The organism is Endozoicomonas sp. 4G, assembly GCF_023822025.1.
In the GTDB taxonomy this organism is placed as follows: Bacteria; Pseudomonadota; Gammaproteobacteria; order Pseudomonadales; family Endozoicomonadaceae; genus Endozoicomonas_A.
In genome coordinates, this window is sequence record NZ_CP082909.1 from 1998502 (window position 1) to 2018464 (window position 19963).

Genomic DNA, 19963 nt, shown 5'->3' on the forward strand with positions numbered 1-19963 from the left:
CAACGACTGGGAAGCCAAGCCTTGCTATCCAAAAAAACATTGATTTTGATCTTGGTCGTGGCTGTTTCTGTGCATTGCTCTAATGGCCACGCTCAGGAAAACAGGTTGCCTTTGCTCTTTTCTCCCGCTGTGGGCACTCCCGCTGTCGGCAGAGCGCATATCCCAGTCTGGGATGGGCTACCAGAGGAACCAGGAGAAGAGGGCATTGAATGGTACCACTTTGATATGCCACGAGTTTGCTTTGGTGACGACATCCTCTTAAAGCCAGATACACGCTATTGCTTTTCTCCTGACCCTGAGGTCAAAGCTGAAGCCTACCGTCGGGCAGCCTCTGATGATAGTGCCTACAGCGAAGACAGTGACAGTGAAGACAGCGGTACCTCTGACGAAAGCAGTGATGATCGTTCTGAAGAAGACGAAACGGATGTTCAACCTGTAAACAAGGCACCTGATTCTTTTCAAGCATTAAACGAAATGAGTCAGTATTGTGCGACCCTGAGACTGAAAATGATTGATCAGGAGTCTAATTCAGCCAGTAAAACACCCACCGAGTCAAAGCCCCGGCAGCGGGTCGACCAGAGACCCAGGAAACTCAAGGAACACCCGTGCGACCATGAGGGATGCAATTACATCAGCAACTACAAGAGCAATCTGAAAAAGCACAAGCAGACCCATCTGCCTGCCGACCAGCGGCCCAGGGTGCACCGGTGTGACCACGAGGGCTGCAACTATATCACCGACAACAGGAGCAGTCTGAAAGTGCACAAGCAGAGACATCTGCCTGCCGACCAGCAGAGGGTGCACCAGTGTGACCATGGGGACTGCAATTACAGTACTGTCTGTGCGGGCGATCTGAAAAAGCACAAGCGGATCCATCTGCCTGTCGACCAGCGGCTCAAGGTGCACCAGTGTGACCATGAAGGCTGCAGCTACAGCAGCGACCAGAGGGGCCATCTGAGAAAGCACAAGCAGACCCACCTGCCCGCCGACCAGCGGCTCAAGATGCACCGATGTGACCATGAGGGCTGCGACTATATCACCGACTACAGTAGCAGTCTGAAACAGCACAAGCAGATCCACCTGCCTGCCGACCAGCGGCTCAAGAGGCACCAGTGTGACCATGAGGGCTGCAACTATATCACCGACTACGGAGGCAGTCTGAAAAAGCACAAGCGGATCCACCTGCCTGCCGACCAGAGAGCCAGGGTGCACCAGTGTGAACATGAGGGCTGCGACTATATCACCGACTCCAGAGGCAGTCTGAAAAAGCACAAGCGGATCCACCTGCCTGCCGACCAGCGGCTCAGGGTGCACCGGTGTGACCATGAAGGCTGCAATTACAGCAGCGACCAGAAAAGCAATCTGAAACAGCACAAGCAGGCTCACCTGCCTGCCGACCAGCGGACCGGGGTGCACCGGTGTGACCATGAAGGCTGCAACTACATCACCAGCTACAAGGGCAATCTGAAAAAGCACAAACAGATCCACCTGCCTGTCGACCAGAGACTCAAGAAACCCAAGGTGTACCAGTGTGACCATGAAGGCTGCAACTACATCACCAACTACACGGGCAATTTGAACAAGCACAAACAGACTCACCTGCCTGCCGACCAGAGAGCCAAAAGACCCAAAAGAAAAGCGTATGACCAGCCACCTTCTAACGCGAATAACGCGAAAAGAAAGAAGGGTGATCAAGAATAAAACTTGCGACCTCTCCCCGGATTTTGACTAACCTGATTTCCCAATAAGCATTTCAACGACTGGGAAGCCAAGCCTTGCTATCCAAAAAAACATTGATTCTGATCTTGGTCGTGGCTGTTTCTGTGCATTGCTCTAATGGCCATGCTCAGGAAAACAGGTTGCCTTTGCTCTTTTCTTTCGCAGTCGGCAAGACGCTTATTAATATCCCGATAAAGCCAGACACCCGCTATTGCTTTTTTCCTGACCCAGACGTTAAAGCTAAATTTTACAGTCGGGCAGCCTCTGATGAGTATTCTGACACTGAAGACAACGGCACCTCTGATGATAGTGCCTACAGCGAAGACAGTGACAGTGAAGACAGCGGTACCTCTGATGAAAGCAGCGACAACCGTTCTGAAGAAGACGAAACGGATGTTCAACCTGTAAGCAAGGCACCTGATCCTTTTCAAACATTAAACGAATTCAGTCAGTATTGTGCGACTCTGAGACTGAAAATGATTGATCAGGAGTCCATTTCAGGCAGTACAACACCCACCGGGTTAAAGCCTCAGCAGCGTGTCGACCAGAGACCCAGGAAACTCAAGGGGCACCAGTGTGACCATGAGGGCTGCGACTTCAGCGCTTACCGGGCGGACCATCTGGAAAGGCACAAACAGATCCACCTGCCTGCCGACCAGAGAGTCAAGATGCACCAATGTGATTATAAGGGCTGTAACTACAGGGCCGAATATCCGAGCTATCTGAAAAAACACAAACAGACCCACCTGCCTGCCGACCAGAGAGCCAAAAGAGCCAAGGTGTACCAGTGTGACCACGAGGGCTGCAACTACAGCAGCGACTCCAAGGGCAATCTGAAAAGGCACAAGCAGGCCCACCTGCCTGTCGGCCAGAGACCCGGGGTGAAACACTGTGGCCATGAGGGCTGCAACTTCGCCAGCAACAACAAAAACAATTTTAAAAAGCACAAACAAACCCATCTGCCTGCCGACCAGAGACCCAAGGTGCACCAGTGTGACCATGAGGGCTGCAAGTACAGCTCCGACCGTTCGGATCGTCTGAAAGCACACAAACGGACCCACTTGCCTGTCGACCAGAGACCCAAGGTGCAACACTGTGACCATGAGGGCTGTAATTACAGCGCCGAATATCCGAACTATCTGAAAAAACACAAACAGACCCACCTGCCTGCCGACCAGAGACCCAAGGTGCACCACTGTGACCACGAAGGCTGCCACTACAGCACCGACCGGGGGGGCAATCTGAAAGCGCACAAGCAGATCCACCTGCCTGCCGAACAGAGAGCCAAAAGACTCAAAAGGAAAGTGTCTGACCAGCCGCCGTCTAACGAGAAAAGAAAGAAGGGGGATAAAGAATGATCCGCTACCCAACCCGCCTCAAAGGATAGCCTCCATCGCAGCAACAAAACTTCCCACCTCTCTCCAGATTTTTACTAACCTGATTTTCCAGTAAACCGTTCAACGACTCGGAGGCCAGGCCTTGCTATCCAAAAAACCATTGATTTTGACCTTGGTCATTGCCTTGACATTGACGGGTTCTGTTCATCCTGAGCTTGTCGAATTTTGTTTTTCTCTTGACCCTGGCGTCCAGGCTAAGGCTCACAGCCGGGCAGCCTCTGATCATGGTTCTGACAGTGAAGACAGCGGCACCTCTGGTAAAAACAGCGACAACCGTTCAGACGAAGCTGATGCCGAATCTAATGTTGAGTATCTAACCACGACACTTAATCCTTTTCGAGGATCAAATGAAATCAGTCAGCATGGTGGGATTCTGGTACTGAAAAAGATTAAGCAGGAACCCATTTCAGACAGTGAAATAGCCACTGAGTCAGAGGTAGAAATCCACCCGCCTGCCGACCAGAGAACCAAAAAAACCAAGGTGCACCAGTGTGACCATGAGGGCTGCAACTACAGCACTGGCCGCAAGGGCTATCTGAAAATGCACAAGCGGACCCACCTGCCTGCCGACCAGAGACTCAAAAGGTACCAGTGTGACGATGAGGGCTGCACTTTCGGTACCGACTACATGGGTAATCTGAAAACGCACCAACAGACCCACCTGCCTGCCGACCAGAGACTCAAAATGTACCAGTGTGACCATGAAGGCTGTCCCTACAGCACGGACCGTATGGGCAACCTGAAACAGCACAAACAGATCCACCTGCCTGCCGACCAGAGAGCCAAAAAAACCAAGGTGCACCAGTGTGACCATGAGGGTTGCGATTACAGTGCCGACCGCACGGGCCATCTGATAATGCACAAACAGACCCACCTGCCCGCCGACCAGAGACCCAGATTGCACCATTGTGACCATGAGGGCTGCAACTACGTCAGCCACTATACGAACAATCTGAAAAGGCACAAAAAGAGCCACCTGCCTGCCGATCAGAGAGCCAGGAGACTCAAAAGGAAAGTTTATGATCAGCCGCCATCTGACGAGAAAAGAAAGAAGGGGGATAAAGAATGATCCGCTACCCAACCCGCCTCAAAGGATAGCCTTCATCGCAGCAACAAAACCTCCCACCTCTCTCCAGATTTTTACTAACCTGACTTCCCAGTAAACAGTTCAACGACTCGGAAGCCAGACCTTGCTATCCAAAAAACCATTGATTTTGACCTTGGTTATTGCCTTGACATTGACGGGTTCCGTTCATCCTGAGCTTGTCGAATTTTGCTTTTCTCTTGACCCTGGCGTCAAAGCTAAGACCTACAGCCGGGCGGCCTCTGATGATAGTGCCGACAGCGAAGACAGTGACAGCGAAGACAGTGACAGCGAAGACAGTGACAGCGAAGACAGTGACACCTCTGATGAAAACAGCGACAACTGTTCAAACGAAGACGAAGCTGATGCCGACTCTGGTGTTCAGTATGTAACCATGGCATTTAATCCTTTTCCGGTATCAAATGAAGTCATTCAGTATTGTGCGGCTCTGGAACTAAAAAAGATTAAGCAGGAGCCCATTTCAAACAGTGAAATGCCCACTGAGTCAGAGGTGGGTGTGACAAAAGCGGACTCTGTTAACCACTCGGAAATCACCTCACTTGCTTGCAGCACCCACCAGAGACAAAAAAAGCCCAAGGTGCATCAGTGTGACCATGGGGGCTGCAACTACAGCACCGACCAGTTGTGCAATCTGAAAAGGCACAAATGGACCCACTTGCCTGCCGGCCAGAGAGCCAAGGTGCACCAGTGTGACCATGAGGGCTGCAACTACAGCACCGACCGCACGGACAATCTGAGAGCGCACAAGCTGACCCACCTGACTGCCGACCAGAGATCCAGAATGCTCCAGTGTGACCATGGGGGCTGCAACTACAGCGCCGACGGTATGGGCGATCTGAGAACGCATAAGCGAACCCACCTGCCTGACGAGCAGAAACCCAGGAGACCCAAGAGACCCAAGAGACTCATGAGATCCAAGAGATTCAAGTTGCACCAATGCGACCATGCGGGCTGTCACTACAGCAGCTACAACAAGGGCAATCTGAAAAGGCACAAAATGACTCACCTGCCTGCCGACCGAAGACCCAATAGAGCCAGGCCGTACCGATGCGACCATGCGGGCTGTCACTACAGCAACTACTATAAGGCCAATGTAAAAAAGCACAAACAGACCCACCTGCCTGCGAATCAGAGACCCAAAAGAAAAGCGTATGACCAGCCGGAAACCTCTGACCTCTCTACAGATTTTGACTAACCTGAATTCCCAATAAACAGTTCAACGACTGGGAAGCCAACCCTTGCTATTGAAAAAACCATTGATTTTGACGCTGGCTGTTGTTTTTTCTGTGCATTGCTCTAAAGGCCACGCTCAGGAAAATAGTATGTCTTTGCTCTTCGCTCTGGCTGTCGGCAAGGCGCTTATCAATATTCCGAAGCCTTTTATTGACGTCTTATCCGCAAAAGGAGAAGAGAGCGAGGCCATTGAATGGTACCACTTCGATATACCACGGGTTTGCTTCGATGATGACATCCTCTTAAAGCCAGACACCCGTTATGGCTTTTTGCCTGCCACAGGCGTCTCTCCTGATTCTGGCGTCGAAGCTAACGCTTGCAGCCGGGCAGCCTCTGATGAGGGTTCTGACCCCGAAGACAGCGGCACCCCTGATGAAAATAGCGATAACCGTTCTGAAGAAGACGAAACTAATACCGAAACGGGTGTTCAGTGTGTAAACACAACACCTGATCCTTTTCAAGCATTAAACGAAATCAGTGAGTATTGTGCGACTCTGAGACTGGAAATGATTAACCAGGAGTCCACTTCAGACAGTAAAATAGCCACTGGGTCAGAGGCGACCCACCTGCCTGCCGACCAGAGACCCAGAGCGCACCAGTGTGATCATAAGGGTTGTAATTACAGCACCTATCGGGCGTGTGATCTGAAAAAGCACAAACAGATCCACTTGCCTGTCGGCGAGAGACTCAAGGTGCACCGTTGTGACCATGAGGGCTGCAATTACAGCACTGACAACAGTGGCCGTCTGAACAAGCACAAACAGACCCACCTGCCTGCTGACCAGAGACTCAAGGTGCACCGGTGTGACCATGAGGGCTGCAACTACAGCAGCGATCAGGTGAGCCATCTAAAATCGCACAAACAGATCCACCTCCCTGCCGACCAGAGACCCAAGGTGCACCAGTGTGACCATGAGGGCTGCGATTACAGCGCCTACCGGCCGGGCGATCTGAAAAAGCACAAACAGACCCACCTGCCTACCTACCTGAGACCCAAAAGACCCAAGGTGCACCAGTGTGACCATGAGGGTTGCGACTACAGTACCGCTCAGTTGGGCCATCTGAAAATGCACAAATTGGCTCACCTCCCTGCCGACCAGAGACCCAGGGTGCACCAGTGTGACCATGAGGGCTGCAACTACAGATCCGACCGAGCGGGCCATCTGAAAAAGCACAAACAGACTCACCTGCCTGCCGACCAGAGAACCAGGAGACTCAAAAGGAAAGCGCATGACCAGCCGCCATCTAACAAGAAAAGAAAGAAGGGTGATAACGAATGATTGCCTCCCAACCTGCCTCAAACCTTGGGTTCGATCTGTTTAAGTTGGAACTTCATTCCAGAATTGAGGTCTGAATTCGCAGGAAGGCGGGTAACGCACTTAAATCAGCCTATTTACCTCAATGTAACTTACAGGAGTTTCGTTATGCAGATCGGTAATCCAATGACTCAGAGCCTGGCAGTGGGGCAGCCTGTTTCCACATCAGACAATGCTTCTGGCAGAGGTTTGTTTCAAGGTTTAAGGGAAGCTTTTTCAACCTATGATCCGTTGAAGGGAACCCAGAGAAAAATAGTACCTTCAATGGCGCTCATGGCAGGGGCTGCTTCTGCCGGAGCTGTTTCTATGGATACTTTGGTGAAGAACTGGACGCCTGTTGCTGAGCCAGCCGGTACAGCTCTGGTCGATCGCTTCGTTACCGTGGTGGAAAATACCGTCCAGAAACACCCATGGGTCTGCGGCGCAGTTGCCGGCGCAGCAACAGCTTTAGTGGGCTTAAATATGCTAGCCACCAGTATGAAGCCTATAACCAGGGACTGTGTAGAAACGGTTATGGAAGGGCTAAGGCATCAGCTTCACAGGGACTTTCAACAAATCACGGTTCTCAATGAGCTGATTGCTCAACATCGGAAAAAGATGTCGGAACTTGAGGAACTTCTACCGAAGGAGAAAGATAGATACAAAAGACTTTCACAGAAAAGTTATGAGAATCGCCTGGCCCTCTTCCGGGAACAAGCTAATAGCAAGGCGAAGTATTTGAAGGGTTATGTCGATGGCGTGTTGTGGTCTGGCCGTAGTAATCCGATGAATGTCCTGCGTGGCGTTAACCTGTCTCATATCTACAGGGCTGGTGCGGAGTTAGAAAGATTTGCCAGCAAGGAGAATCAGGACTATTCATCACATTCCCAACGACAACTGCTTGATGCACTCAAACCCGTCTTGAGTGAGCATCAATACAGGGAAGTTAAAGCCATGCTCAGAGAGTTTCCTATCAAACCCCCTTTTCTCGCCAAACGGGGGCCAATAGCCAAAGAGTACGCGGAAGTTCAGGAACAAAAAGCATCAGACCAAAGAGAGGTTGGTGTATTGCAATCCAACATCAGAAAAGTGCTGACCCAATACCCGATTTTAAATCCTGACGCTGCTGGTAATGTTCCCAAACCTCCGTTTAAGACGTTTTTGGACTTTATGCCAAAGTGATCTGATTGACGGTCTCATGAACAAAGGTCAGGTTGCAGGCTCAGAGTTCCGTTCCTTGTTCTATGCAAGGCGGTTGCCTGCCTCCTGAGTTTAGGAATTTTCACGGCAAAGAAACCTCCGACCACTCTTCAGATTTTTACTAATCTGACTTCCCAATGAACAGTTCAACGACTGGGAAGACAAGCTTTGCTATCCAAAAAACCATTGATTTTGATCCTGACCATTGCCTCGTCTGTGCATTGCGCTAACGACCATGCTCAGGAAAACAGCTTGCCTTTGCTGTTCGCGCTATCTGTCGATAACCCGAAAATTGGTTTCCACTCTCCGGGCGTCGAAAAAAGGGGGAGTCTGATGCTCTCTCGTTTTGGAGGCTACAAAAGGCCTGAGGAGTCAGGGGAAGAGGCTATTGAAAAGGGTATTGAAGGGGAGAGCGAGGCTATTGAGTGGTGGGAATTGACGCAAGAACCCGAGGCAAACCACAGCGACATGGCCAAAGTTTGTTTCGGTGATGACATCCCTTTAGAGCCAGACACTCGCTATTGCTTTTTACCCGCCACCAGCGTTTTACCCGCCACCGGCGTTTCACCCGCCACCGACGTCTCTCCTGATCCTGACGTTGAAGCCGGGGCTTACCGTCGGGCAGTCTCTGATGAGGGTTCTGACACTGAAGACAGCGGCACCTCCGATGAATGCAGCGACAAGAGTTCAAATGAAGACGAAACCGGTACCGAAACGGATGTTCAGCGTGTAAACACGGTATCTGATGCTTTTCAAGCACTAAACGAAATGAGTCAGTATTGTGCGACTCTGAGACTGAAAATGATAAACCAGAAGTCCATTTCAGACGGTGAAATACCCACCGATTCAGGGGCAGAAGTGACAGAAGTAGACCCTGCTAATCGTCTGGAAAGCACCTTACCTGTTGACAGCGCTGACCAAAAACCCAAGAGATCCAGAGAGCATCACTGTGGTCATGAGGGCTGCGGTTATAGCACCTACCGCGTGCACCATCTGAAAAGGCACAAACAGATCCACCTGCCTGCCGACCAGAGATCCAAGGTACACCAGTGTGACCATGAGGGCTGCAACTACCGCAGCGACCAGGCGTACAACCTGAAAGCGCACAAACAGATCCACCTGCCTGCCGACCAGAGAGTCAAGAGACTCAGAAAGAAATCCAGGGTACAGCAGTGTGACCATGAGGGCTGCAACTACCGTAGCGACCACCCGGGCAATCTGAAAGCGCACAAACAGACCCACCTGCCTGCCGACCAGAGAGTCAAGAGACCCAAGGTGCACCAGTGTGGCCATAAGGGCTGCAACTACAGAGCCAATCACAGGGGCAAACTGGAAGCGCACAAACAGACCCACCTGCCTCCCAACCGGAGGTATAAGGGGTACCGGTGTGACCATGAGGGCTGCAACTACAGCAGCCAGCAGCCGAGTCATCTGAAAAGGCACAAACGGATCCACCTGCCTGCCGATCAGAGAGCCAGGGGGCACCAGTGTGATTATGAGGGCTGCAACTATAGCACCGACCAGGCGGGCAATCTGAAAAGGCACAAACAGATCCACCAGCCTGCCGACCAGAGACTCAAAAAACTCAAAAGGCCCAAAAGAAAAGCGAATGACCAGCCGTCATCTAATAAGAAAAGAAAGAAGGGCAATAAAGAATGATCCGCCTACAAACCCGCCTCAAAGAAACTTCTGACCTCTTTCCAGATTTTGACTAACCTGATTTTCTAATAAACAGTTCAACGACTGGGAAGCCAGGCCTTGCTATCCAAAAAACCATTGATTTTGACCTTGGTTATTGCCTTTTCTGTGCATTGCTCCAACGGTTGTGCTCAGGAAAACAGGTTGCTTTTGCGCTTCGCTCTGGCTGTCGGCAAGGCGCTTTTCCCGGTTCGGGATGGGCTAGCAGATGAACAAGAGAGCGAGGCCATTGAATGGTGGGAGTTGAAGGTTCACAGTCGGGTAGCTTCTGATAATGGCTCTAACAGTGAAGGCAGCAACACCTCTGATGGAAGCAGTGACAACCGCTCAAACGAAGGTGAAGATGAAGCTAATGCCGAATCAGATGTTCGGTATGAAACCACAACACTTAATCCTTTTCGGGTAGCCAATGAAATCAGTGAGTATTGTGCGGCTCCGGCACTGAAAGAGATTAAGCAGGAGCCCGTTTCAGACAGTGAAATAGCCACTAACGGCAGCTCTGATGAAAGCATGGGCAACCGTTCAAACGAAGACGAATCTGATGTTCGGTATGAAACCACAACACTTAATCCCTTTCGAGTATCCAATGAAATCAGTCAGTATTGTACGACTCTGGAACTGAAAAAGATTAAGGAGGAGCCCGTTTCAGACAGTGAAATACTCACTGAGTCAGAGGACGCTGTTAAGCACCAGTGTGACCATGAGGGCTGCAACTACAGAACCGGCTTCAGACCCACTCTGAAAAGGCACAACCAGATCCACCTGCCTGCCGACCAGAGACTCTGGAAGTACCGGTGTGACTATGAGGGCTGCAACTACAGATCCGACCACAGGGCCAGTCTGAAAAGGCACAAACAGACCCACCTGCCTGCCGACCAGAGACCCAATGTGCACCAGTGTGACCATGAGGACTGTAACTTCAGCACCGACCAGAGAGAGTATCTAAAAAAGCACAAAAAGACCCACCTGACTGCCGACCAAAGACCCAATGTGCACCAGTGTGACCATGAGGGCTGTAACTACAGTACCGGCTACACAAGCCATTTGAAAGTGCACAAAGTGACCCACCTGCCTGCCGACCAGAGACCCAAGCCGCACCAGTGTGACCATGAGGGCTGCAACTACAGCAGCGACCGGTTGGACAGTCTGAAAAGGCACAAACGGGTCCACCTGCCTGTCGATCAAAAACCCAATATACCGAAAAGACCCAAAAGACCTAATGTGCACCAGTGTGACCATGAGGGCTGCGACTACAGTACCGGCTACACGACCCATCTAAAAATGCACAAACAGACCCACCTGCCTGCCGAACAGAGACCCAAAAGAAAATCCTATGACCAGCCGTCATCTAATAAGAAAAGAAAGAAGGGCAATAAAGAATGACCCGCCTCCCAACCCGCCTCAAAGAAACTTCTGACCTTTCTCCAGACTTTGACTAACCTGATTTTCTAATAAACAGTTCAACGACTGGGAAGCCAGGCCTTGCTATCCAAAAAACCATTGATTTTGACCTTGGTCATTGCCTTTTCTGTGCATTGCTCCAACGGTTGCGCTCAGGAAAACAGGTTGCTTTTGCGCTTCGCTCTGGCTGTCGGCAAGGCGCTTTTCCCGGTTCGGGATGAGCTAGCAGATGAACAAGAGAGCGATGCCGTTGAATGGTGGGAGTTGAAGGTTCACAGTCGGCTAGCTCCTGATAATGGCTCTAACAGTGAAGGCAGCAGCACCTCTGATGGAAGCAGCGACAACCGCTCAAACGAAGGTGAAGATGAAGCTAATGCCGAATCAGATGTTCGGTATGAAACCACAACACTTAATCCTTTTCGGGTAGCCAATGAAATCAGTGAGTATTGTGCGGCTCCGGCACTGAAAGAGATTAAGCAGGAGCCCGTTTCAGACAGTGAAATAGCCACTAACGGCAGCTCTGATGAAAGCATGGACAACCGTTCAAACGAAGACGAATCAGATGTTCGGTATGAAACCACAACACTTAATCCTTTTCGGGTAGCCAATGAAATCAGTCAGTATGGTGCGACTCTGGAACTGAAAAAGATTAAGGAGGAGCCTGTTTCAGACAGTGAAATACTCACTGAGTCAGAGGACGCTGTTAAGCACCAGTGTGACCATGAGGGCTGCAACTACAGAACCGACCACAGGGCCAGTCTGAAAAGGCACAAACAGACCCACCTGCCTGCCGACCAGAGACTCAGGAAGCACCGGTGTGACTATGAGGGCTGCAACTACAGATCCGACCACAGGGCCAGTCTGAAAAGGCACAAACAGACCCACCTGCCTGCCGACCAGAGACTTAAGAAACACCGGTGTGACCATGAGGACTGTAACTTCAGCACCGACCAGAGAGAGTATCTAAAAAAGCACAAACAGACCCACCTGCCTGTCGACCAGAGACCCAAAGTGCACCAGTGTGACCACAAGGACTGCCACTACAGTACCGACCGATCTGTCAATCTGAAAAAGCACAAACAGACCCACCTGCCTGCCGACCAGAGACCCAAGGTGCACCAGTGTGACCATGAGGGCTGCGACTACAGCACCGATCACAAGGGCAGTCTGAAAACCCACAAACAGATCCACCTGCCTGCCGACCAGAGACCCAAGGTGCACCAGTGTGACCATGAGGGCTGCAAGCACAGCACCGACCACCTGGGCAATCTGAAAAAGCACAAACAGACCCACTTGCCTGCCGAGCAGAGACCCAAAAGGAAAGCGTATGACCAGCGGCCACCTAACAAGAAAAGAAAGAAGGGCGATAAAGAATGACCCGCCTCCCAACCCACCTCAAAAAAACCTCCGGCCTCCATCCAGATTTTGACTAACCTGATTTCACAATAAACAGTTCAATGACTGGGAAGCCAGGTCTTGCTATCCAAAAAACCATTGATTTTGACCTTGGTCATTGCCTTTTCCGGGCATTGCTCCAATGGCCACGCTCAGGAAAACAGGTTGCTTTTGCGCTTCGCTCTGGCTGTCGGCAAGGCGCTGATCAACGCCCCGAAGCCCTTTATTGAGGTCTTATCCATAAAAGGAGCCTACGTTACGGGCGTTGAAGAAGAGAGTGAGGCCATTGAATGGTGGGAGTTGAAGGTTCACAGTCGGGCAGCCTCTGATAATGGTTCTGACAGTGAAGGCAGCAGCACTTCTGATAAAAACAGTGACAACTGTTCAAACGAAGATGAAGACGAAGCTAATGCTGAATCTGATGTTCAATATCTAACCACAACATTTAATCCTTTTCGGGTATCCAATGAAACCAGTCAGTATTGTACGACTCTGGAGCTGAAAAAGATTAAGCAGGAGCCCGTTTCAGACAGTGAAATACTTGGTGATTCAGAGGTAGGCGTGACAAAAGTGGACGCTGCCAAGCACCAGTGTGACCATGAGGGCTGCAACTACAGAACCGGCGACAGGACCAGTCTGAGAAGGCACAAACAGGCCCACCTACCTGCCGACCAGAGAGTCAAGTTGTTTCAGTGTGATCATGAGGGCTGCGACTACAGGGCCGACCAGATGGGCAGTCTGAAAAAGCACAAACAGACCCACCTGCCTGCCAACCAGAGACCTAAGAGACCTAAAAGACCCAAGATTCACCAGTGTGATCATCAAGGCTGCAATTATAGCGCCGCCCAAACGGGCGATCTGAAAAGGCACAAACAGACCCACTTGCCTGCCGACCAGAGACTCAAGAGACCCAAGAAACCTAAGAGACCTAAGATCCACCAGTGTGACCATGAGGGCTGCAACTACTGCACCGATCAGACGAGCGATCTGAAAAGGCACAAACAGTCCCACCTGCCTGCCGACCAGAGACCCAGGAGACCTAAGATCCACCAGTGTGACCATGAGGACTGCAACTACAGAAGCGACCAGAAGAGCAATCTGAACAGGCACAAACGGAGCCACCTGCCTGCCGACCAGAGACCCAAGCTGCACCAGTGTGACCATCAGTGCTGCAGCTACAGCACCGACCTGACGAGCGATCTGAAAAGACACAAACTGACCCACTTGCCTGCCGACCAGAGACCTAAAAGGAAAGCGTATGGCCAGCTGCCACCTAACAAGAAAAGAAAGAAGGGCAATAAAGAATGAGCCGTCTCCCAACCTGCCTCAAAGAAATCTCCGACCTCTCTCCGGATTTTGACTAACCTGATTTCAAAATAGACAGTTCAACGACTGGAACCCCTGGCCTTGTTATCCAAAAAACCATTAATTTTGACCTTGGTCATGACCTTGTCTGTGCATTGCTCTACTGGCCACGCCCGGGAAAATAGTATGCCTTTGTTATTCGTTCTGGCTGTCGGCAAGGCGCTTATTTTCCCAGTCCGGGATGCGCTACCGGAACTTGACGAGCAACACAGCGACATGGCACGAGTTTGCTTCGATGATGGCATCCTCTTAAAGCCACTCTTAAAGCCACTCTTAAAGTCAGACAGTCGCTATTGCTTTTCTCCTGACTCCGGCGTCGAAGCTAAGGTTTACCGTCGGGTAACCTCTGATGATAGTGCCGACAGCGAAGACAGTGGCAATGAAGGCAGCAGCACCTCTGATGAAAACAGTGGCAACCGTTCAAACGAAGACGAAGCTGATGCTAAATCTGATTTTGAGTATGTGACCACGACACTGACTCCTTTTCCAATATCAAATGAAATCAGTCGGTACTGTGCAACTCTGGTACTGAAAAAGATTAAGCAGGAAGCCGTCTCAGACAGCGAAATACTCGCTGAGTCAGAGGTAGACGTAACAGAAGCGGACTCTGTTAACGACCTGATGACCTCATCTTCTTACAGCACTGACCACATGGACCAGCTGAAAACGCACAAACAGAACCATCTGCCTGCCGAGCAGGGACCTGATGAACCCAAGAAACCCAAAAAGCACCAGTGTGACCATGAGGGCTGCCACTACAGCACCCATCTGGCGAGCCATCTGAAAAAGCACAAGGAGAACCACCTGCCTGTCGACCAGAGACCCAGGTTGCACCATTGTGACCATAAGGGCTGCAACTTCAGAACCAGCCAGAGGGGGCATCTGACCAGGCACATACAGACCCACCTGCCTGCCGACCAGAGACTCAGGAAACCCAAGGTGCACCAGTGCGGCCATGAGGGCTGCAACTACCGCACCGATCACAGGGGCAATCTGAAAGTGCACAAACAGTACCACCTGACTGACGGCCAGAGACCCAAGGTGCACCAGTGTGACCATGAGGGCTGCAACTTCAGAACCCACTATTCAGGCAATCTGAAAAAGCACAAACAGACCCACCTGCCTGCCGACCAGAGAGTCAAAAGAAGTAAAAGAAAAACGCATGACCAGCCACTATCTAACGAGAAAAGAAAGAAGGAAGATGAAGAATGATCCGCTTCCCTTCCTCTCCAGTACAGCTATTCTCGGTCAGGCTAGTCCTTTAATATTTTCTTAATAAAGGCTTTGCAAACAACAGAGGGTGTGGAGTTTTCTGGTACTGTTTCATCTTCCAGCGTTCTTTCATTGTTGGAACCTTCATGGGAAGAAGCGGTATCCTGAAGAGAATGGTCCGACAGATTGCCGGAGACGCCTGAATGTGAATAGCTTTTTTTAGGCGAGGGTGTGAGGAGCTCAATGTCAAGACCCAGGATGCTGTACGTAAACTCTCGCGTGCTTTGATCGGTAAGCAAAAACTTGGGTAAAGTAGCAAAGAGCCCTTGGAGCAGGCGCGAAATACCATTGAAGCAGTTTTCCAAAATTTCAGTGGACAAGTATTCTTGCAACAGTGCTTCCAGCGTCTCTGGCCAGCTCAGATGTAAATTCGTGCACATTGTAGAAGCTCTTGCCATTGTGTATAGACCGATTAAAAGGGCTGTTTCAGTGTCCAGGTTTGCTGCTTTGAGCTGATTGGCAAAGCCTTGCGGAGAATAATATTCGCTGATATTGCCAGACAGCAGTGAATTGGATAATGCCGGATAGTAGCTGTTTCGGGTGATGCGTCTAACCAGAACATCAGAATGATGTAAAAAGGTGTTCATGGTAAGAACATAAGGACCAAGAAAAGTAAAATAAATCAGGGCTAAACTGCTATCAATATTGATATGATCAGACAGGAATTCTGCTGAATCTGGATTGAAAATAGTGTAATAGGAGTTAAACCCATCAGCGTTGGTTTGATCATAAAACAATGGATCAAAAAGGCTTTTTGCCATTGCCTGTATTAGCTCCTGATCTTCCGGGCTATTTTTCGTGGTCGTATTTACAGTGAAGATACGAAATATCAGTCCTAGTATTTTCTGAATGCGCCCATGCCGATATTGAGAATCCCCAATGTTGACATAGTTAAAAAAAAAGTTTGATAGATTTCTAAAGTCTTGCCCATCAAGCCAAAAGTCATTATGGATTTCCAGCCGATCATCTCCAGATACATCGTCAGCCGTTAAATTTAGTCCGAAAAAGCCAATACGAATATTTTCAAACGGACTCGCCATCGAATTATCTGCGCCCTCTTGTTGTTCTTTCGAAGGCGGCTTCCAGTTCTTTTTAAAATACTGGCGAAACTCTTCAAGGTCGTAAGTATCCTTTGCCAGCCCCTGCTGAAAAAACAAAAAAAACACTGAAAACAAAAGCACTTTAAGGGCACGCTCCAGTACCATGACTTTACCCGCATTGGTTAAAACAACCTCATTAGGGTAGTTAACATCAAGCCACCGGTTGGAATTTTTGTTCAGACCTCTCTCCTTTCTTCAGATTTTGACTAACCTGACTTCCTAATAGATAGTTCAACGACCGGGAACTCAGGCTTGCTATCCAAAAAACCATTGACTTTGGCATCGGTCATTGCCTTTTCTGTGCATTGCTCTGATCACCATGCTCAGGAAAACAGGTTGACTTTGCCCTTCGCTCTGGCTGTCGGTAAAGCTATCGTCACTGAGATACAGCAACGAGATGTTCAGCAACGTGAAGTCATTGCAACAGCCAAACAAAGGGGGAGTCTGATGCTCTTTCGCTCTAGGAGCCTGACCGAGAAAAGGTCTGAGGAAGCAGCAGAAGAGGATATTGAAGAAGAAAGCGAGACCATTGAGTGGTGGGTGTTGAACCAGGAACCGGAGGCGAACGACAGTGACCTGCCGGGAGTTTGTTTTGGTGATGACATTCTTTTAAAGCCAGACACTGGCTGCTGTTTTTCTGCTGACCCTGGTGTCAACCCTGAGGTTTATGGTCGGTCAGTCTCTGATGATAGTTCTGGTGATAGTTCTGGTGATAGTTCTGGTGATAGTTCTGGTGATAGTTCTGGCAGTGAAGACAGCGGTGTCTCTGATGAAAATGAAAGCAGCGAAAACAGTTCAAACGAAGACGAAGCTAATGCCGAATCTGATGTTCAGCGTGTAAACACGACACTTGATCCTTTTCAAGCATTAAACGACATGAGTCAGTATTGTGCGACTCTGAGGCTGAAAATGATTAAGCAGAACGCCATTGCCGACAGTGAAATACCCGCTGAGTCAAAGGCAGAAGCGACGGAGCCCCATCCACCTGCTAACCGGAAAGTCAGGGTACACTACTGTGACCATGAGGGCTGCAACCACAGCACCCCAGTCAAGAGCAATCTGAAAAAGCACAGGCAGACTCACCTGCCTGCCGACCAGAGACCTAAAAAACCCAAAGTGCACCAGTGTGACCATAATGGCTGCAACTACAGCACCAGCTACAGGTACTACCTGAAAAAGCACAAACAGACCCACCTGCCTGCCGACCAGAGACTTAAAAGACCCAAGGTGCACCACTGTGACCATAAGGGCTGCAACTACAGCACTGGCTACAAGAACTACCTGAAAAAGCACAAATGGACCCATCTGCCTGCCGACCAGAGACCTAAAAGACCCAAGGTGCACCAGTGTGACCATGAGGGCTGCCACTTCAGCAGCGGCTACACGAACCACCTGAAACAGCACAAACAGAGCCACCTGTCCACTGACCAGAGAGTCAAGGTGCAGTGTGACCATGAGGGCTGCGCATACAGCACCATCCGGTCGGACGATCTGAAAAGACACAAACGGATCCACCTGCCTGCCGACCAGAGACGCAAGGTGCAGTGTGACCATGAGGGCTGCAACTTCAGCACTGACTATGCGAATAATCTGAAAACGCACAAGCAGATTCACCTGCCTGCCGACCAGAGACGCAAGGTGCAGTGTGACCATGAGGGCTGCAATTACAGCGCCAGCCACATGGGTAATCTGAAAAAGCACAAGAAGACCCACCTGCCTGCCGACCAGAGAGTCAAGGTGCAGTGTGACCATGAGGGCTGTAACTACAGCACTGAATATGCGGGTAATCTGAAAAAGCACAAGCAGATTCACCTGCCTGCCGACCAGAGGCCCGAGAGACCCAAAAGGAAGGCGTGTGACCAGCCGCCATATAACCAAAGAAAGAAGCGTGTTCTCTTCCCCAAAGAAACTTCCGACCTTTCTCCAGATTTTGACTAACCTGATTTCTCAATAAACATTTCAACGACTGGTAAGGCAACCTTTGCTAGCAAAAAAACCATTGATTTTGATTTTGGCCATTGCCTTTTCTGTGCACTGCTCTGGCAGTCACGCTGACGATAACCTGAAAATTGGCCTTCACTCCCTGGGCATATCGCAGGTCGAAAACATTCTTCTCTCTCTTTTTCCAGTCCCGGATGCACTACCGGAACTTGACTCCAGGGTTAAAGCTATCGCCACTGAGATACAGCAAGGAGACGCTCAGCAACGTGAAATCATTGCAACAGCCAAGCAAAGGGCAAACCTGATGCTCTCTTGCTTCAGAAGCCACAAAAAGCCTGAGGAATCAGGAGAAGGGGGCATTGAAGCAGAGAGCGAAGCCATTGAATGGTGGGAGTTGCAGCAAGAGCCCGAAGCGAACGACAGCGACATGACACGAGTTTGCCTGGGTGATGACATCCTCATAAAGCCAGACACTTGCTATTGCTTTTTTCCTGCTACAGGCGTCGAAACCAAGGCCTACCGTTGGGCAGCCTCTGGCGATGGTTCTGGAAGTGAAAACAGCGATACCTATGATGAAAACAGCGACAACCGTTCAAACGAAGACGAAACTGATACCGCAACCGATGTTCAGGGTGTAAACACGACGCTTGATCCTTTTCGAGCACTAAAGGAAATCAGTCATTATTGCGCGACTCTCAGACAGGAAATGATTGAGCAGGCGTCTATTTCAGACAGCGAAATACTCACTGGCTCAGAGATAGCCGTGACAGAAGCGGACTCTGTTAACCATCCGGAAATCACCGCATCTTCTTACAGTGCTGACCAGAAGAGGTTCAAGTTGCACCATTGTGACCATGAGGGCTGCAACTACCGCACTTACTTCCTGGGTAATCTGAAAAGACACAAACAGGCCCACCTGCCTGCCGACCAGAGAGCCAGAGTGCACCGGTGTGACCATGAGGGCTGCAACTTCAGCTCTGAGCGGGCTGACCATCTGAAAAAGCACAAACAGTCCCACCTGCCCGCCGACCAGAGATTCAGGTTTCACTGTGGCCATGAGGGCTGCAACTACAGTAGCGACCAGAAGGGCAATCTGAAAAAGCACAAACGGACCCACCTGCCTGCCAACCAGAGACTCAGGGAAACCAGGAAACACCAGTGTGACCATGAGGGCTGCAAGTACAGCTCCGACCGGAAGAGCCGTCTGAAAACGCACAAACAGACCCACCTGCCTGCTGATCAGAGACCCAGGGTGCACCAGTGTGACCATGAGGGCTGCGACTACGGCACCGACCATACGAGCCATCTGAAAACGCACAAACAGACTCACCTGCCTGCCGACCAGAGAGCCAGGGTGCATCAGTGTGATTTTGAAGGCTGCAACTACAGCACCGACCACACGGGCAATCTGAAAGCGCACAAGCAGACCCATCTGCCTGTCGACCAGAGAGCCAGGGTGCACCGGTGTGACCATGAAGGCTGCAACTACTGCACCAACCACGTCGGTAGTCTGAAAGTGCACAAACGAATCCACCTGCCTGCCGACCAGAGACAGAAGAGACCCGGAATGCACCAGTGTGACCATGAAGGCTGCAACTACATCAGCTACCACATAGGTAGTCTGAAAGCGCACAAGCGGACCCACTTGCCTGCCGACCAGAGACTCAGGGAGCACCAGTGTGGCCATGAAGGCTGCAACTACTGCACCGACCACACGGGCAATCTGAAAGCGCACAGGCAGATCCATCTCCCTGCCGACCAGAGACCCAAGAGACCCAAAAGGAAAGCGAATGACCAGCCGCCATCTTACGAGAAAAGAAAGAAGGGTGATAAAGAATAGAA

The 19963-nt window shown here is 50.5% G+C and carries 14 protein-coding genes; 13 read left to right on the plus strand and 1 reads right to left on the minus strand.

Going from position 1 to position 19963, the window contains the following annotated elements; genetic code table 11:
- Positions 1–21: 21 nt before the first annotated feature.
- The 11 genes from K7B67_RS07845 to K7B67_RS07895 all read left to right on the plus strand — a co-directional run bounded on the left by K7B67_RS07845 (position 22) and on the right by K7B67_RS07895 (position 15020).
- A complete protein-coding gene (locus tag K7B67_RS07845) occupies positions 22–1701 on the plus strand; it encodes a hypothetical protein (protein ID WP_252179790.1) in 1680 nt (559 codons plus the stop codon).
- 74 nt (positions 1702–1775) lie between these two features.
- On the plus strand, positions 1776–3077 hold the full coding sequence (locus K7B67_RS07850) for a hypothetical protein (RefSeq protein WP_252179791.1): 1302 nt from the start codon (positions 1776–1778) through the stop codon (positions 3075–3077).
- A gap of 121 nt (positions 3078–3198) precedes the next feature.
- The gene (locus K7B67_RS07855; RefSeq protein ID WP_252179792.1) at positions 3199–4185 is read left to right on the plus strand and encodes a hypothetical protein; all 987 of its coding nucleotides are present in this window, start codon (positions 3199–3201) and stop codon (positions 4183–4185) included.
- A gap of 121 nt (positions 4186–4306) precedes the next feature.
- Positions 4307–5416 (plus strand): hypothetical protein, encoded by a 1110-nt coding sequence (locus K7B67_RS07860; RefSeq protein ID WP_252179793.1) that lies wholly within the window; start codon positions 4307–4309, stop codon positions 5414–5416.
- Between the two features lie 43 nt (positions 5417–5459).
- On the plus strand, positions 5460–6734 hold the full coding sequence (locus K7B67_RS07865; protein ID WP_252179794.1) for a hypothetical protein: 1275 nt from the start codon (positions 5460–5462) through the stop codon (positions 6732–6734).
- Positions 6735–6758: 24 nt separating this feature from the next.
- Positions 6759–7931 (plus strand): hypothetical protein, encoded by a 1173-nt coding sequence (locus K7B67_RS07870; RefSeq protein WP_252179795.1) that lies wholly within the window; start codon positions 6759–6761, stop codon positions 7929–7931.
- A gap of 186 nt (positions 7932–8117) precedes the next feature.
- The gene (locus K7B67_RS07875) at positions 8118–9608 is read left to right on the plus strand and encodes a hypothetical protein (protein WP_252179796.1); all 1491 of its coding nucleotides are present in this window, start codon (positions 8118–8120) and stop codon (positions 9606–9608) included.
- 99 nt (positions 9609–9707) lie between these two features.
- Positions 9708–11030: a hypothetical protein gene (locus K7B67_RS07880; protein ID WP_252179797.1), complete on the plus strand. Its 1323-nt coding sequence runs from the start codon at positions 9708–9710 to the stop codon at positions 11028–11030.
- 99 nt (positions 11031–11129) lie between these two features.
- On the plus strand, positions 11130–12425 hold the full coding sequence (locus K7B67_RS07885; protein ID WP_252179798.1) for a hypothetical protein: 1296 nt from the start codon (positions 11130–11132) through the stop codon (positions 12423–12425).
- Positions 12426–12524: 99 nt separating this feature from the next.
- Positions 12525–13751 (plus strand): hypothetical protein, encoded by a 1227-nt coding sequence (locus K7B67_RS07890; protein WP_252179799.1) that lies wholly within the window; start codon positions 12525–12527, stop codon positions 13749–13751.
- Positions 13752–13850: 99 nt separating this feature from the next.
- The gene (locus K7B67_RS07895; protein WP_252179800.1) at positions 13851–15020 is read left to right on the plus strand and encodes a hypothetical protein; all 1170 of its coding nucleotides are present in this window, start codon (positions 13851–13853) and stop codon (positions 15018–15020) included.
- A gap of 41 nt (positions 15021–15061) precedes the next feature.
- Here K7B67_RS07895 and K7B67_RS07900 read toward each other — a convergent pair whose 3' ends face one another.
- Complete coding sequence (locus K7B67_RS07900; protein ID WP_252179801.1) at positions 15062–16285, minus strand: hypothetical protein; 1224 nt, start codon at positions 16283–16285, stop codon at positions 15062–15064.
- A 147-nt stretch (positions 16286–16432) separates the two neighbouring features.
- On the opposite strand from K7B67_RS07900, the gene K7B67_RS07905 reads away from it, so the two are divergent.
- Together K7B67_RS07905 and K7B67_RS07910 are read left to right on the plus strand one after the other, a co-directional pair.
- A complete protein-coding gene (locus tag K7B67_RS07905) occupies positions 16433–18118 on the plus strand; it encodes a hypothetical protein (protein ID WP_252179802.1) in 1686 nt (561 codons plus the stop codon).
- Positions 18119–18161: 43 nt separating this feature from the next.
- The gene (locus tag K7B67_RS07910) at positions 18162–19961 is read left to right on the plus strand and encodes a C2H2-type zinc finger protein (RefSeq protein ID WP_252179803.1); all 1800 of its coding nucleotides are present in this window, start codon (positions 18162–18164) and stop codon (positions 19959–19961) included.
- Positions 19962–19963 lie beyond the last annotated feature (2 nt).